The organism is Massilia luteola (assembly GCF_034420155.1).
GTDB classification, from domain to species: Bacteria; Pseudomonadota; Gammaproteobacteria; order Burkholderiales; family Burkholderiaceae_D; genus Telluria; species Telluria luteola.
In genome coordinates this window covers 254903-270856 of the sequence record NZ_JAXOFN010000004.1, presented here as the reverse complement: position 1 = coordinate 270856, position 15954 = coordinate 254903, and the positions used below count along the sequence as shown (strand labels likewise).

Sequence of the window (15954 nt, the reverse complement as noted above, 5' to 3'; positions counted from 1 at the left end):
AACCTGGTACGCCTGGAAATGGCGCGCACCGCTGAACAAGCCAAGTGCGCCCCTAGTGATATCAGCTTTGTGTTCGCCTTGTCAGCATTTCAATTCGAGATGCAGCATGTCGCGGCCTTGCAGGCCCAAGGAAACATACCTGGCGTCTTGAAACGTATGCGTGAAAGGATGCTACTCGAACTGAATGTCTACCGACCCGGCCGAAAGTTCGACCGGGTCACTAAAGCCAAGCCCCAGCGTTATCCCGAGCGCCGCCTTCGAAGAACCTTAACTTAACGGCATTAGGGTCAGAGCCCGATTTTTGGCTATTTTCTTCGATCATCACCGGAACGCGCGTCTTCCCGCAATGTGGTGTCGGCCGGGAAATGGTTAGCGGTTGAGGATTTTTTGCAAGTTTCGTGCGAAAATCGAGGAACCCGCATTGTCATGCCGGGAAAGCAAGCCTCTGCACCCGCACTCATTCAAGGATATTCGTGAAGAAATCTCTCGCCGCCATCGCCTCCGCCCTCGTCGTCACTTGTTCCCCTGCCGCGTTCGCCGCGACGCCGGTGTCGTCCGCCGACCCGGCCGTCGTCGCCGCCACCAGGGAGATGATGGCGTCGATGAAGATCCGCGACGTGATGCTGGCGTCGATGCGCCAGGTGGATCAGCAGATGCCGGCGCAGCTGAAATCGTCGCTGACGGCGGCGATCGATTCGGCACCGAACCTGAGCGTCGAAGCAAAAGCTGGAGCGCACGACAAACTTGACAAGGCGCTGCCCGCGCTGGTCGCGGAGATGCACGCAACCCTCAGCGATCCATCCATGATCGACGACGTGCTGGCCGAAATGGTGCCGCTGTACGCAGAAATCTATACGCTCGACGAGATCCATCAGCTGTCCGCGTTCTACGCATCGCCGCTCGGCAAGAAGATGCTGGCCAACATGCCGAAGGTGATGGCCCGCAGCATGGAGATCAGTAACCGTGTGATGATGCCGCGCATCCAGAAGCTGGTAGCGCAGAGCACGCAAAGCATCGTTGGCAAATAAGGAGCAGGCGATGACCCAGGTGTACAACTTCTCCGCCGGCCCGGCCGTCCTGCCGAAGGAAGTGCTGCGCCAGGCAGCCGACGAGATGCTGGACTGGCACGGCAGCGGCATGTCCGTGATGGAGATGAGCCACCGCGGCCCCGAATTCATCTCGATCGCGAAACAGGCCGAAGCCGACCTGCGCGAACTGCTGGCGGTGCCGGCCAACTACAAGGTCCTGTTCATGCAGGGCGGGGGGCTGGGGCAGAATGCCATCACGCCGCTCAACCTGCTGGGCCGCAAGCCGCACGGTGCCGCGTCCGGCCCGGCGACGATCGACTTCGTCCACACGGGGTCGTGGTCGGGCAAGTCGATCAAGGAAGCGAAGCGCTACGCCAACGTGAACGTCGCGGCGTCGGGCGAGGCGAGCCGCTTCACCACCGTGCCGCCGCAGGAGACGTGGACGCTGAGCGCGGACGCCACCTACCTGCACCTGTGCACCAACGAGACCATCGACGGCGTCGAGATCGGTTACGTGCCGACGGTGCAGGGCGACACCCCGCTCGTCGTGGACATGTCCTCGCACATCCTGTCGCGCCAGATCGACGTGTCGAAATACGGCGTGATCTTCGCCGGCGCGCAGAAGAATATCGGGCCGGCCGGCCTGACGATCACCATCGTGCGCGACGACCTGCTCGATCACGCGCTGCCGATCTGCCCCGGGGTGTTCAACTGGCGCGCGGTGGCCGAGGCGGACTCGATGCTGAACACGCCGCCGACGTACGCGATCTATATCGCCGGCCTCGTGTTCGCGCACCTGAAAAAACTGGGCGGCGTGGCCGAGATGGAACGCCGCAACATCGAAAAAGCGCGCCTGCTGTACGCGGCGCTGGACGCCGACGACTTCTACCAGAATCGTGTGGCGCCCGAATATCGCTCGCGCATGAACGTACCGTTCTACCTGCGCGATGAGTCGTTGAACGAACAATTCCTGGCCGGCGCCAAAGCGCGCGGCCTGCTGCAACTGAAGGGCCACAAGTCCGTCGGCGGTATGCGGGCATCGATCTACAACGCGATGCCGATCGAGGGCGTGCAAGCCCTGATCGATTATTTGAACGAGTTCGCGGGGCGGTAATCCGGCGTTGGGTGGGCCCCCGTGCCCACCCAACGGAGCAAAAGCGCGAACGGCACATCAAGAGCAGACAATGACAGACAAACTGAAACCCCTGCGCGAACAGATCGATGCGATCGACGCGCAAATCCTCGAACTCCTCTCCCGCCGCGGCAAGGTCGCGCAGGAAGTCGGCCACGTGAAGGCCGAGACGAACGCCCCCGTATTCCGCCCCGAGCGCGAGGCGCAGGTGCTGCGCGGCGTCGCCGAGCGCAATCCCGGCCCGCTGAAGAACCAGGACGTGCAGACCATCTTCCGCGAGATCATGTCGTCCTGCCGCGCGCTCGAAAAACGCGTGACGGTCGCCTTCCTCGGCCCCACCGGCACGTTCAGCGAACAGGCCGTGTTCCAGCAGTTCGGCAGCGCCGTGCAAGGCCTGCCGTGCGTGTCGATCGACGAAGTGTTCCGCGCCACCGAGGCCGGCACGGCCGACTACGGCGTCGTCCCGGTCGAGAACTCGTCCGAGGGCGCCATCAACCGCACGCTCGACCTGATGCTCGCGACCACGACCATCATCAGCGGCGAAGTGTCGATCCCCGTGCACCACAGCCTCATGACGAAGACGGGCAGCATGGACGGCGTCAAGGTCGTCTGCGCCCATTCGCAGGCGCTGGCCCAGTGCCAGGTGTGGCTCAACCTGCACCACCCGGACGTCGAACGCCGCGCCGTCGCGTCGAATGCGGAAGCGGCCGTGCTGGCGAGCCAGGACCCGGGCATCGCCGCGATCGCCAGCGAGATGGCCGGCGAACAGTACAAGCTGGGCGTCGTGCAGGCGCACATCCAGGACGACCCGCACAACCGCACGCGCTTCCTGATCATCGGCAGCCAGGCCACGGGCCCGTCCGGCCGCGACCGCACGTCGATCGTGCTGGCCGTGCCGAACAAGGCGGGCGCCGTCTACAGCCTGCTCGCGCCGCTGGCCAAGCACGGCGTGTCGATGACGCGCTTCGAATCGCGTCCGGCGCGCATCGGCACGTGGGAGTACTACTTCTACGTCGACGTCGAAGGCCACATCGCCGATGCGGCGGTCGGCCGCGCGCTCGAAGAGCTCAAGGACAACGCCGCCTTCTTCAAGGTGCTGGGTTCCTATCCGGTCGGCCTCTGAGCCGGGCATCACAGAATCATTCACAGTTCAGCCAAGAGAGTCCCATGTCGCAATTCGGTCCAGACTATGTCCGCGCCATCGCCCCCTACCAGGCCGGCAAACCCATTTCCGAAGTCGCCCGCGAGTTCGGCCTCGATGAAGCCAGCATCGTCAAGCTGGCGTCCAACGAGAACCCGTTCGGCGTGCCCGAATCGGCCAAGGCCGCGATGGCCGCCGCCGCCGCGGAACTCGGCCGCTACCCGGACGCCAACGGCTTCGAACTGAAAGCCGCGCTGGCCAAACGCTACGACGTGCCGGCCGACTGGATCACGCTCGGCAACGGCTCCAACGACATCCTCGAGATCGCGGCCCACGCATTCGTGCAGAAGGGCCAGGCCGTCGTCTACGCGCAGTACTCGTTTGCCGTCTACGCGCTGGCCACGCAAGGCGTCGGCGCGCGCGGCATCGTGGTGCCGGCCAAGGACCACGGCCACGACCTCGACGCGATGGCGGCCGCCATCGATGCGGACACCCGTCTCGTCTACATCGCCAACCCGAACAACCCGACCGGCACCTTCATTCCGGCGGCCGGGATCGAGGCGTTCCTGGCCAAGGTGCCGGCCTCCGTCGTCGTCGTGCTGGACGAGGCGTACAACGAATACCTGGAGCCGAAGGACCAGTTCGAATCGACGCGGTGGGTCCGCACATACCCGAACCTGGTCGTCTCGCGCACGTTCTCGAAGGCGTACGGCCTCGCCGGCCTGCGCGTCGGTTTCGCCATCGCCCAGCCGGCCGTGACGGACCTGATGAACCGCATCCGCCAGCCGTTCAACGTGAATTCGCTGGCGCAGGCCGCCGCCATCGCCGCGCTGAACGACAAGGCGTTCCTGCAGAAGGGTTTCGAGAACAACCGCGCCGGCTACCGGCAGCTGACGGCGGCCTTCGATGAGCTCAAGCTCGAGTACGTCCCGTCGCACGGCAATTTCGTGCTGGTGAAAGTGGGCGACGACGACGGCGCCGGCGCGCGCGTGAACGTGGCGTTGCTGAAGCAGGGCGTGATCGTGCGTCCGGTCGGCGCGTACGGCCTGCCGCAATGGCTGCGCATCTCGATCGGCCTGCCCGAAGAAAACGCGCGCTTCATCGAGGCGCTGAAGAAGGCCCTCGGTTGATGTTCACGAAAGTCGTCATCGTCGGCGTCGGCCTGATCGGCGGCTCGTTCGCGCTGGGCCTGAAGGCGGCCGGCGCGGCGGGCCACGTCGTCGGTCTCGGACGCTCCGCGCAGGCGCTCGCGCGTGCGCGCGAACTCGGCATCATCGACGAAGCGGCGGCGTCGCCGCAGGACGCGCTGCGCGGCGCCGACCTGGTGCTCATCGCGGCGCCCGTCGCGCAGACGGGGCCGATCCTGGCCTCGTTACTGCCTTGGCTGGAGCCGCAGACGATCGTCACGGACGCCGGCAGCACCAAGTCCGACGTCGTGGCGGCCGCGCGCGCCGCGCTCGGCGATCGCATCGAGCAGTTCGTGCCGGGCCACCCGATCGCGGGCCGGGAATCGAACGGCCCGGACGCCGCGATCCCCGACCTGTACCGCGGCAAGAAGACGGTGCTGGCGCCGCTGCCGGAAAACGCGCCGGAAGCGATCGATAAGGTGGCCGCCGCGTGGCGCACGTGCGGCGCCGTCATCCACATGCTCTCGCCGCAGGAACACGACAAGGTGTTCGCCGCCGTCAGCCATCTGCCGCACCTGCTGGCCTATGCGCTCGTCGACGACATCGCGGGCAAGCCGCACGCCGACCTGCTGTTCCAGTACGCGGCCAGCGGCTTCCGCGATTTCACGCGCATCGCCGGCAGCTCGCCGGAAATGTGGCGCGACATCAGCCTCGCGAACCGCGATGCGCTGCTCGGCGAACTGGATGCCTATCTCGCTCAATTGACACACCTCCGCGCGCGGCTCGCAGCCAGTGACGGTGCCGCGCTGGAGGCGACGTACGCCAACGCCCAGTGCGCCCGCCGCGCGTGGATCGAAGCGATCGAAGCCGCGGAAAAGCCGCCGGCGCCCGATCAGGAATCTGGAAAATGACACAAGCTAAAATCTATCCGCAGCATATCGACCTCGAACCCGTGATGCGCGTGCAGGGCACCGTGCGCCTGCCGGGCTCGAAGAGCATCTCGAACCGCACCCTGCTGCTGGCCGCGCTGTCCGAAGGCTCGACGACCATCCACGACCTGCTCGCGTCGGACGACACGTCCGTCATGCTGGACGCCTTGCGCAAGCTCGGCATCCGGTGGGAGCAGGTCGACGACCGCACGCACGTCGTGCACGGCGCCGCCGGCAAGCTGCCCGTCGGCCAGGCCGACCTGTACATGGGGAACGCCGGCACCGCGATCCGTCCGTTGACGGCGGCGCTGGCCGTGATCGGCGGCGACTACACCCTGCACGGCGTGGAGCGCATGCACGAGCGCCCGATCGGCGACCTGGTCGACGCGCTGAACGCCGTCGGCGCCAGCATCGAGTACACGGGCAATCCGGGCTATCCGCCGCTGCACATCCGCGCGGGCCGCGTCCAGCCGGACCGCATCGCCGTGCGCGGCAACGTGTCGAGCCAGTTCCTGACGGCCCTCCTGATGGCCGCGCCGCTGATGGCGACCGCGCACCCGGTCACGATCGAGGTCGTGGGCGAGCTGATTTCGAAGCCGTACATCGAGATCACCCTGAACCTGATGCGCCGCTTCGGCGTGACGGTCGATCAGGACGGCTGGGCGTCGTTCACCGTGCAGCCGGGCCAGACCTATCAAAGCCCGGGCAGCATCCACGTCGAGGGCGATGCGTCGTCGGCGTCGTACTTCCTGGCCGCGGGCGCCATCGCCGGCGGGCCGGTGCGCGTGGAAGGCGTGGGCCGCGATTCGATCCAGGGCGACGTGCGCTTCGCCGATGCACTGGCGGCGATGGGCGCGACGATCACCAGGGGCGACAACTGGATCGAGGCGAAGTCGAACGGCGTATTGAAAGCCATCGACGCCGACTTCAACCACATCCCGGACGCCGCGATGACGATCGCCGTCGCCGCCCTGTACGCGGACGGCACGAGCACGCTGCGCAACATCGCCAGCTGGCGCGTGAAGGAAACCGACCGCCTGGCCGCGATGGCGACGGAACTGCGCAAGGTCGGCGCGACGGTGGAAGAGGGCGCGGACTACCTGCGGGTGACGCCGCCCGAGACGCTGTCGCCGGCGACGATCGACACCTACGACGATCACCGGATGGCGATGTGCTTCTCGCTGGCGTCGCTGGATGGCGCGGCGCGGCGCGGCAACGCGATGCGTATCAATGATCCGAAGTGCGTGGCCAAGACGTTCCCGGATTATTTCGAAACGTTTTCCGGGATTGCTCAACACGAGATATCCTGACGGTTTTGTCCATCGCCTGGCGTAGGGTGGGCACGGGGCGCCCACCCTACGTGTTGGTAACCACTCGAAGAATTACATGTCGAATACGAATATTCCCGTCATTACGATTGACGGCCCGACCGCCTCGGGCAAGGGCACGGTGGCCCACAAGGTCGCGGACCGCCTGGGCTTCCACCTGCTGGATTCCGGCGCGCTGTACCGCCTCACCGCACTGTCCGCGCTGCGCCGCGACACCGACATGCGCGACGAGCACGCGCTCGCCAAGGTGGCCGAGCACCTGAACGTCCGCTTCAACGGCGGCCATATCTATCTGGGCACGGAAGAAGTGAGCAACGCCATCCGGGCCGAGGACGTGGGCAATACCGCGTCGAAGATCGCCGCGCTGCCGGGCGTGCGCCAGGCATTGTACGGTTTGCAACTGAGCTTCCGCGAAACGCCCGGCCTCGTGGCCGACGGGCGCGATATGGGCACCGTGATCTTTCCCGGCGCAAAGCTGAAAGTGTTCTTGACAGCAAGTGTTGAGGCACGTGCACAACGCCGGTATAAGCAATTGATTGACAAAGGATTTTCTGCTAATATGGACGATCTGCTGGCGGATTTGCAGGCCCGTGATGCGCGCGACACCCAGCGCGCCGTGGCGCCGCTGATGCCGGCGGAGGGGGCGCACATCCTCGATACCTCGCAAATGACGGCTGATCAAGCCGTCGAGCAGGTACTCGCCTGGTATGCGCATCCCTGACTAAGCAGCAAATGAGCAGCAAACAAGCAGCAAGCGCCGCTTGAGCGGCGTGTCGGGTGCCCGGGGCCGTTGCCTCGGGTGTGGTTCAACTTGACCCAGTTCAGATCGCATATGGCCGATCTGCTGGCTAACATCTCAAAACTTATGGCTACTGCAGCAAATCAAGATACCGGTATGGAAAGCTTCGCAGCACTCTTCGAAGAGTCGCTGGCCCGTCAAGACATGCGTTCGGGCGAAGTCATCTCCGCCGAAGTCGTGCGTCTGGATCACAACTTCGTGATCGTCAACGCCGGCCTGAAATCGGAAGCTTTCATCCCCATCGAAGAATTCAAGAATGACCAGGGCGAACTGGAAGTCAACGTGGGTGACTTCGTTTCCGTGGCCATCGAATCGCTGGAAAATGGTTTCGGCGATACCATCCTGTCGCGCGACAAGGCCAAGCGCCTGGCATCGTGGCTGGCTCTGGAAAAAGCAATGGAATCGGGCGAGATCGTCACCGGTACCGTGAACGGTAAAGTCAAGGGCGGCCTGACCGTCCTGACCAACGGCATCCGCGCATTCCTGCCGGGTTCGCTGGTCGACACCCGTCCGGTCAAGGACACGACCCCGTTCGAAGGCAAGACCCTGGAATTCAAGGTCATCAAGCTGGACCGCAAGCGTAACAACGTCGTGCTGTCGCGTCGCGCCGTCATCGAAGCATCGATGGGCGAAGAGCGTGCGAAGCTGATGGAAACGCTGAAGGAAGGCACGGTCGTCACCGGCGTCGTCAAGAACATCACCGACTACGGTGCGTTCGTCGACCTGGGCGGCATCGACGGCCTGCTGCACATCACCGACCTGGCATGGCGTCGTGTGCGTCACCCGTCGGAAGTCCTGTCGGTTGGTCAAGAGATCACCGCCAAGGTCCTCAAGTACGATCAGGAAAAGAACCGTGTCTCGCTGGGCGTCAAGCAACTGGGCGACGATCCGTGGACCGGCCTGTCGCGTCGCTACCCGCAAGGCACCCGCCTGTTCGGCAAGGTCACGAACCTGACCGACTACGGTGCGTTCGTGGAAGTCGAGCAGGGCATCGAAGGCCTGGTGCACGTCTCGGAAATGGACTGGACCAACAAGAACGTGGCCCCGAACAAGGTTGTCCAGCTGGGCGACGAAGTCGAAGTCATGGTCCTGGAAATCGACGAAGAGCGTCGCCGTATCTCGCTGGGCATGAAGCAGTGCAAGGCGAATCCGTGGGACGACTTCGGCATGACCCACAAGAAGGGCGACAAGGTCAAGGGCCTGATTAAGTCGATCACCGACTTCGGCGTGTTCATCGGCCTGCCGGGCAACATCGACGGCCTGGTGCACCTGTCCGACCTGTCGTGGACCGAAGCCGGCGAAGAAGCCGTCCGCCGCTTCAAGAAGGGCGACGAGCTGGAAGCCGTCGTGCTGGCGATCGACGTCGAGCGCGAGCGTGTCTCGCTGGGCGTCAAGCAGCTGGAAGGCGACCCGTTCAACAACTTCGCTTCGCTGAACGACAAGGGCACCCTGGTCACCGGCACCGTGAAGTCGGTTGAGCCGAAAGGCGCCGTGATCGCGCTGAACGACGAAGTCGAAGGCTACCTGCGCGCTTCGGAAATCGCCCGCGACCGCGTGGAAGATGCCGGCACCCACCTGAAAGTGGGCGACAAGGTCGAAGCCCTGGTCATCAACATCGACCGCAAGGCACGCAGCATCCAGCTGTCGATCAAGGCCAAGGACAACGCCGAGACCCAGGAAGCCATGCAGAAGCTGGCTTCGGACAACAGCGCAGCAACCGGCACCACGTCGCTGGGCGCTCTGCTGAAGGCCAAGTTCGACAACAAAAACTGAGAAGGTTAATTCCTTTCGGAAGCCAAGCAGATGACCAAGTCCGAGCTGATCAACCGCCTTGCTGAACGCTATTCCCAGCTGGTGGCAAAAGACGCCGAGTTTGCCGTCAAGACCATCCTCGATGCGATGACGGGCGCTCTCGCGAGCGGCCAGCGCATCGAGATCCGCGGTTTCGGCAGCTTTGCACTGAACAGCCGGCCGCCCCGCATCGGCCGCAACCCGAAGTCCGGCGACAAGGTGATGGTGCCCGAAAAACGGGTGCCCCACTTCAAACCGGGCAAGCAGTTGCGCGAGCGGGTCGACGCGATGGTCGGGCAGCCGATCATCGAAGACTGATTCATCTGCGATAAGCTCGCAAAGACGGCGTTCCGTGAGGGGCGCCGTTTTTTTATGTGCGCATGAATGGCATGACGATTTGCGGGCCCGCGGCTCGGGGCCGACAAATGTAACCGCGCATTGCACCGCCGATGCCCGTCGTGCAACCCACGTATAATCACGCCGCGCCCACGCAACGGCCAACCCCGGGCGTCCTAGGAATATCGTTTCAAATATGCGACACTGCGCCTTTGCCGTCTTTCCACTCGGGACCTGCTGATGAAACTCGTCTCCACCATCGTCGGTTGCCTGTTGTTCGTCCTGTTTTTCAGCTTCGCCCTGAAGAACACGCATCAGGTCGACCTGCACTTCTTCCTGAACTACGAGGTGAGGGGGCCGCTGGTGCTGATGCTGCTGGCGTTTTTTATCGCCGGGGCGTTCCTCGGCATCCTGGCCGTGACGCCGACCGTGTTCCGCCACCGCCGCGAAAGCTCGCAGCACAAGCACACGATCCAGGCCCTGCAAAGCGCGGCCGGCACCGCCGCCGGCGCACCGCAGCCGGACAGCGTCGCGCCGCGCGGCTGAGGTGGCCCGGCCGGCGTGGTCCGGCCAGCGTGGCCCGGCCAACGTGGCTCGACTGAACGTAACAGGACAACCAATAAGAACAACGTATGGAATTTGAAATCTGGTGGCTGCTCGGCATCCCCGTCTTTTTTGCCCTCGGCTGGATCGCCGCCCGCGTCGACATCAAGCAGCTCGTCTCCGAATCGCGCAGCCTGCCGCGCGGCTACTTCAAGGGCCTGAACTTCCTTCTCAACGAACAGCCGGACAAGGCGATCGACGCCTTCATCGAGATCGTCAAGCTGGACCCGGAAACGGCCGACATGCACTTCGCGCTCGGCAACCTGTTCCGCCGCCGCGGCGAGACGGAACGCGCCATCCGCGTCCACCAGAACCTGTTGTCGCGTCCCGACCTGCCGCTCGAGCAGCAGGTCCACGCGCAGTACGAACTCGGGATGGACTACCTGAAGGCCGGCCTGCTGGACCGCGCCGAGGAAACGTTCAACCTGCTCGTCGACACGCAGTACGGCGTGCAGGCGCGGCGCGCGCTGCTGGAAATCTTCCAGCGCGAGAAGGAGTGGCGCCGCGCGATCGCCGCCGCCGAGGGCCTGATGGAATCCGGCGCCGGTGCGTATCACAAGGAAATCGCGCAGTTCTATTGCGAGCTGGCGCAGGACGCCCTGGTGCACATGCAGTCGGACGAAGCGAAGGCGCTGCTGGACAAGGCCCTGCAGACCGACCGCAAGAGCGTGCGCGCGACGATGCTGTGCGGCGATGCGCTCAAGGCGGAAGGCGACATCGAAGGCGCGCTCAAGATGTGGCGCCGCGTCGAGCAGCAAAGCGTGCCGCACGTGGCGCTCGTCGCCGGGCGCCTGATGGACGGCTACCGCAAGGTCGGACGCCCGCAGGAAGGCGTCAACCTGCTGCGCTCCTATTTGCAGGAAGCGTCGTCGATCGACCTGATCGAGGTGGTCTTCAAGGCCGTCATTGAACTCAACGGCGTGGACGCTGCCAAACAACTGGTGGTGGAAGAACTGCGCCGCAATCCGACCCTGCTCGGTCTCGACAAGCTGCTGGAGGCGCGCCTGATGGATGCGCCCGCGAACGTCTGGGAAGAGCTGTCGATGGTGAAGAACCTGGTGCACGGGTACACGCAGAAGCTGGCGCGCTACCAGTGCAGCCACTGTGGTTTCAAGGCGCGCCAGTACTACTGGCAATGCCCGGGGTGCAGCAAGTGGGGGACTTATCCGCCGCGCCGCACCGAAGAACTGAATGTGATGAACTAAGCGAAAAGCAAACCATGAAGATTACGATTATCGGCACCGGCTACGTCGGCCTCGTCACCGGCGCCTGCCTGGCGGAACTCGGCAACGACGTCTTTTGTCTCGACGTCGACCAGCGCAAGATCGACCTGCTGAACAACGGCGGCATTCCCATCCACGAACCGGGCCTGGAGGAAGTCGTCGCGCGCAACCGCGCCAGCGGCCGCCTGCAGTTCTCGACGGACGTCGCCGCCAGCGTCGCGCACGGCCAGTTGCAGTTCATCGCCGTCGGCACGCCGCCGGACGAAGACGGCTCCGCCGACCTGCAGTACGTGCTGGCCGCCGCCCGCAACATCGGCCGCCACATGGATGGCTACAAGGTCATCGTCGACAAGTCCACGGTGCCCGTCGGCACGGCCGACCGCGTCGCCGCCGCCTTGCGCGAAGAGCTGCGCACGCGCGGCGAGGAGAACATGGAATTCGCCGTCGTGTCGAACCCGGAATTCCTCAAGGAAGGCGCCGCCGTCGACGACTTCATGCGTCCGGACCGCATCGTCATCGGCACTGACGACACCCCTGCGGGCCTGCGCGCGCGCGACCTCATGAAGCTGCTGTACGCGCCGTTCAACCGCAACCACGAGCGCGTCTACTGGATGGACGTGCGCTCGGCCGAGTTCACGAAATACGCCGCCAACGCGATGCTCGCCACCCGCATCTCGTTCATGAACGAACTGGCGAACCTCGCCGACCAGGTGGGCGCCGACATCGAAGCCGTCCGCCACGGCATCGGTTCCGACCCGCGCATCGGCCACAGCTTCCTGTACGCCGGCGCCGGCTACGGCGGCTCGTGCTTCCCGAAAGACGTGCAGGCGCTGGAGCGCACGGCGCGCCAGTACGACCAGGAACTGCTGATCCTGCGCGCCGTGGAAGCCGTCAACGACCGCCAGAAGCAGGTGCTGGGCCGCAAGGTCGTGCAGCGCTTCGGCGCGGACCTGACGGGCATGCGCTTCGCCGTATGGGGCCTCGCGTTCAAGCCGAACACGGACGACATGCGCGAGGCGCCGTCGCGCGTGCTGCTGCAGGAGCTGATCGAGCGCGGCGCCACCGTCGCCGTCTACGACCCGGTCGCGATGGAGGAAGCGAAGCGCGTGTTGGCCATGGATCTCGGCGCAGAGAAACTCGCCCGCATCGACTTCACCCAGGCCCCGATGGACGCGCTGGCCGGGGCCGAGGCGCTGGTCATCGTCACCGAGTGGAAGGCGTTCCGCAGCCCGGACTTCGAGCAGATCAAGGCGCGCCTGAAGCACCCCGTGATCATCGACGGCCGCAACCTGTTCGAGCCGCCGCTGATGACGGGCCTGGGCATCGAATACCACGGCATCGGCCGTTCGGTCCTGACGGGCAAGTGAGGCGCGCATGACCAGCACCACCGCCAGCCGCCTGCTGCCCACGGACAGCTACCGCCAGGCCGAAGCGCCGCAGCTGGAGCGCGTGCGCCTGCTCGTCGTGGGCGACGTCATGCTCGACCGCTACTGGTTCGGCGACGTCTCGCGCATCTCGCCGGAAGCGCCGGTACCGGTCGTGCGCATCGAGCGTCGCGAGGAGCGCCTGGGCGGCGCCGCCAACGTGGCGCGCAACGCGGCGGCCCTCGGCACCCATTGCGGGCTGCTGGGTGTCGTCGGCGCCGACGAGGCGGGCGACCACGTCGAACGCATCCTGCGCGAATCGAGCATCCACAGCTACCTGAAGCGCGACGAGGCGATCTCCACGATCATCAAGCTGCGCGTCATCGGGCGCCAGCAGCAGATGGTCCGCATCGACTTCGAGGACGCGCCCACGGAAACGACCCTGCGCGACAAGCTCACGCAGTTCAAGGCGCTGCTGCCGGACTACGACGTGATCGTCCTGTCCGACTACAACAAGGGAAGCCTCGTCAACGTGGCCGAGATGATCCGCGCCGCGCGCGCGGCCGGCAAGACCGTCATGGTCGACCCGAAGGGCGACGATTTCACGCCCTACGCGGGCGCCACGATGCTCACGCCGAACAAGTCGGAACTCAAGCGCATCGTCGGCAGCTGGAAGACGGAAGAGCAGCTGACGGAAAAGGCGCAGATGCTCCGCACCGACCTGGGCCTGGAAGCGCTGCTGCTGACCCGGTCGGAAGAGGGTATGAGCCTGTACACGGCCGCCGAGGTCCTGCACGTCCACGCGGACGCGCGCGAAGTGTTCGACGTCTCGGGCGCCGGCGACACCGTCATCGCGACGATGGCCGCCATGCTGGGCGCGGGCGTGTCGCTGCCGGAAGCGCTGGCGACGGCGAACCGGGCGGGTGGCATCGTGGTCGGCAAGCTGGGTACGGCGACCGTCACCCGCGACGAGTTGTTCGCGCAGCGCCGCAAGGCCGACGGGCACGCCCAATAACGATGGCTTGACAGGTTTGCCGTTTGGTGGGTACCCCGTGCCCACCAAACGTGAGCGTCGCCCCAAGCTGATGGCGGGCCCGGGAGCCCACCTTGCGTGTGCCACCGTGTCATTCGTGTTTGTGGTGAAGCAAGCCATCTCGTCAACCTATCAATACGCCCACGCGTTAAGGCGACAGGTAGCCACCCCGGCTGCCATCCAAGCCAACGATAACGGAGAAACGAGATGATCAAGAAGCTGATGCTTGCAGTCGCCACGCTGGTGGCGTCGATGGGCTTTGCGTTCGCCCAGGTGGACGTCAACAAGGGCGATGCCGCCGCGCTGGATTCGGTCAAGGGCGTCGGTCCGGCCATGTCGAAGGCAATCATCGACGCGCGCACCAAGGGCGGCGACTTCAAGGACTGGAGCGATTTCCAGAAGCGCGTGAAGGGCGTCGCCGACAAGCGCGCGGCCCAGCTGTCGAAGGCCGGCCTGCAAGTCAACGGCCAGTCGAAGGAAGGCGCGCCGATGGCGGCCGCGTCCGCCGCGCCGGCCGGGAAGGCCGCCAAACCGGCCAAGGGCAGCGCCAAGCCGGCCGACATGAAGACCGACATGAAGGCCGGCAAGTCGGCGACCTGACGGCCCGCACGCCGCATGAGCACCCCGCCGCGCGCGGGGTTTTTTGTTTTGTACAAAAGTATTTTGCGGTCGGCGCCGGTCCCGGCCCGTACGCGCCACGCGAACTCGGATTAGAATGACGCTTTCGCGTTCGCAAAGAGTAGGCAATGGCATACAAGACCATCGAAGACACGATCGGTAATACCCCGCTGGTGCAGTTGATGCGCATCCCCGGGCCGGAAGCGGCGGCCCGTAACAACGTTATCCTCGGCAAGCTCGAAGGCAACAACCCGGCCGGTTCCGTCAAGGACCGGGCGGCGATGTCGATGCTGCGCGGGGCCGAGGCACGCGGCCAGATCAAGCCCGGCGACACGCTGATCGAGGCGACCAGCGGCAACACGGGCATCGCGCTGTCGATGGCGGCGGCGATCCGCGGCTATAAGATGGTGCTGGTCATGCCGGACAACCTGTCGGTGGAGCGCCGCCAGAGCATGGCCGCGTACGGCGCCCGGATCATCCTGACGCCGAAGACGGGCGGCATGGAATACGCGCGCGACCTGGCCGAACAGATGCAGAAGGACGGGCAGGGCATCATCCTCGACCAGTTCGGCAACCAGGACAATCCGCGCGCCCACTACGAGACGACCGGTCCCGAAATCTGGCGCGATACCGACGGCCGCATCACCCACTTCGTCAGTGCGATGGGCACCACCGGCACGATCATGGGCGTGTCGCGCTACCTGAAGGAACAGAACGAGGCGGTGCGCATCATCGGCGCCCAGCCGGAAGAGGGATCGTCGATCCCCGGCATCCGTAAATGGCCGGAAGCGTACATGCCGAAGATCTTCGACAAGTCGCGCATCGACCAGGTCGAGAGCGTGACGCAGGCCGCGGCGGAACAGATGGCGCGCCGGCTGGCGGCCGAAGAGGGTATTTTCTGCGGCATTTCCGCGGCCGGCGCCTGCGAAATCGCCTTGCGCATCGCGCAGACGGTCGAGAATGCGACGATCGTGTTCATCGTCTGCGACCGCGGTGATCGTTATTTGTCGACGGGTGTGTTTCCCGCCTGATCGTCATTGTGCCCGGCGCGGGTTCTCGGCGCTGGGTCTCCCCATCCCACTACGATGTGGGGCAGTCATTCCTGCTCCGCTGCGGCGGCATCAAGGGCCGCCGTCCGGTCCGGCATCTTTCATTATTGATCGAGGCCGCTGCCGCTGGCGTCCTTGTCTTTCGGCTTGAACTGCTTGTCGCTGATGCGGAACTTGGCGCGGCGGTCACCCATCAGGTAACGCAGGTCGCGGATCGACAGGTCGGACACTTCGTGCATGCGGATCAGCAGCGAAGCGCCGACCGGCAGGCGGTGGTGGCGGATCTTCGAGATCACCGGCGGCGCGACTTCCAGCGCGCGCGACAGGGCGGCGTCGTTTTTCAGGCGCAGGTTCTCGATCAGGGTGTCGAGCAGGCGATTGGGGTTGTATTGCAGCAGTTCGTCGTTTTCCGAATCGCTGTTCATATCGATACCGACTTGGTTCGTCATGATG

The 15954-nt window shown here is 65.0% G+C and carries 16 protein-coding genes and 1 pseudogene; 16 read left to right on the top strand and 1 reads right to left on the bottom strand.

All coding sequences use genetic code 11. The annotated features are described in order from the left end of the window. The 16 genes and pseudogenes from U9J41_RS07855 to cysM all read left to right on the top strand — a co-directional run. A pseudogene (locus U9J41_RS07855) lies at nt 1–276 on the top strand (IS4 family transposase); the annotation flags it as partial. Nucleotides 277–473: 197 nt separating this feature from the next. Continuing rightward, nucleotides 474–1028 (top strand): DUF2059 domain-containing protein, encoded by a 555-nt coding sequence (locus tag U9J41_RS07850; RefSeq protein ID WP_322401616.1) that lies wholly within the window; start codon nt 474–476, stop codon nt 1026–1028. 10 nt (nt 1029–1038) lie between these two features. Beyond that, nucleotides 1039–2142 carry a 3-phosphoserine/phosphohydroxythreonine transaminase gene (gene serC, locus U9J41_RS07845; protein WP_322401614.1) on the top strand — a complete coding sequence of 368 codons (1104 nt, stop codon included), beginning with the start codon at nt 1039–1041 and terminating at the stop codon, nt 2140–2142. 70 nt (nt 2143–2212) lie between these two features. Continuing rightward, nucleotides 2213–3283, top strand: coding sequence for a prephenate dehydratase (gene pheA, locus U9J41_RS07840; RefSeq protein WP_322401612.1), 1071 nt, complete (start codon nt 2213–2215; stop codon nt 3281–3283). A gap of 44 nt (nt 3284–3327) precedes the next feature. Then, nucleotides 3328–4431, top strand: a complete 1104-nt coding sequence (gene hisC, locus U9J41_RS07835; RefSeq protein ID WP_322401610.1) for a histidinol-phosphate transaminase — start codon at nt 3328–3330, stop codon at nt 4429–4431. Further along, nucleotides 4431–5339: a prephenate dehydrogenase gene (locus tag U9J41_RS07830; RefSeq protein WP_322401608.1), complete on the top strand. Its 909-nt coding sequence runs from the start codon at nt 4431–4433 to the stop codon at nt 5337–5339. The genes hisC and U9J41_RS07830 overlap by 1 nt, the downstream gene beginning before the upstream one ends. After that, complete coding sequence (aroA, locus tag U9J41_RS07825; protein WP_322401606.1) at nt 5336–6667, top strand: 3-phosphoshikimate 1-carboxyvinyltransferase; 1332 nt, start codon at nt 5336–5338, stop codon at nt 6665–6667. The genes U9J41_RS07830 and aroA overlap by 4 nt, the downstream gene beginning before the upstream one ends. 76 nt (nt 6668–6743) lie before the next feature. Continuing rightward, the gene (gene cmk, locus U9J41_RS07820) at nt 6744–7406 is read left to right on the top strand and encodes a (d)CMP kinase (RefSeq protein WP_322401604.1); all 663 of its coding nucleotides are present in this window, start codon (nt 6744–6746) and stop codon (nt 7404–7406) included. A gap of 144 nt (nt 7407–7550) precedes the next feature. After that, complete coding sequence (gene rpsA / locus U9J41_RS07815; protein ID WP_082548402.1) at nt 7551–9257, top strand: 30S ribosomal protein S1; 1707 nt, start codon at nt 7551–7553, stop codon at nt 9255–9257. 30 nt (nt 9258–9287) lie between these two features. Then, nucleotides 9288–9593, top strand: a complete 306-nt coding sequence (locus U9J41_RS07810) for an integration host factor subunit beta (RefSeq protein ID WP_056450593.1) — start codon at nt 9288–9290, stop codon at nt 9591–9593. Between the two features lie 258 nt (nt 9594–9851). Continuing rightward, nucleotides 9852–10157: a LapA family protein gene (locus tag U9J41_RS07805; RefSeq protein ID WP_322401602.1), complete on the top strand. Its 306-nt coding sequence runs from the start codon at nt 9852–9854 to the stop codon at nt 10155–10157. Between the two features lie 86 nt (nt 10158–10243). Next, the gene (lapB, locus tag U9J41_RS07800; protein WP_322401600.1) at nt 10244–11419 is read left to right on the top strand and encodes a lipopolysaccharide assembly protein LapB; all 1176 of its coding nucleotides are present in this window, start codon (nt 10244–10246) and stop codon (nt 11417–11419) included. 14 nt (nt 11420–11433) lie between these two features. After that, nucleotides 11434–12804: a UDP-glucose dehydrogenase family protein gene (locus U9J41_RS07795; protein WP_322401598.1), complete on the top strand. Its 1371-nt coding sequence runs from the start codon at nt 11434–11436 to the stop codon at nt 12802–12804. Nucleotides 12805–12811: 7 nt separating this feature from the next. Then, the gene (rfaE1, locus tag U9J41_RS07790; protein WP_322401596.1) at nt 12812–13816 is read left to right on the top strand and encodes a D-glycero-beta-D-manno-heptose-7-phosphate kinase; all 1005 of its coding nucleotides are present in this window, start codon (nt 12812–12814) and stop codon (nt 13814–13816) included. A 225-nt stretch (nt 13817–14041) separates the two neighbouring features. After that, a complete protein-coding gene (locus U9J41_RS07785; protein WP_322401594.1) occupies nt 14042–14434 on the top strand; it encodes a ComEA family DNA-binding protein in 393 nt (130 codons plus the stop codon). 146 nt (nt 14435–14580) lie between these two features. After that, entirely contained in the window at nt 14581–15483 is a 903-nt protein-coding gene (gene cysM / locus U9J41_RS07780) for a cysteine synthase CysM (RefSeq protein ID WP_322401592.1), read from the top strand. Nucleotides 15484–15605: 122 nt separating this feature from the next. On the opposite strand, the gene U9J41_RS07775 is transcribed toward cysM, so the two are convergent. Further along, nucleotides 15606–15950, bottom strand: a complete 345-nt coding sequence (locus tag U9J41_RS07775; protein ID WP_082548403.1) for a hypothetical protein — start codon at nt 15948–15950, stop codon at nt 15606–15608. Nucleotides 15951–15954: the final 4 nt, after the last annotated feature.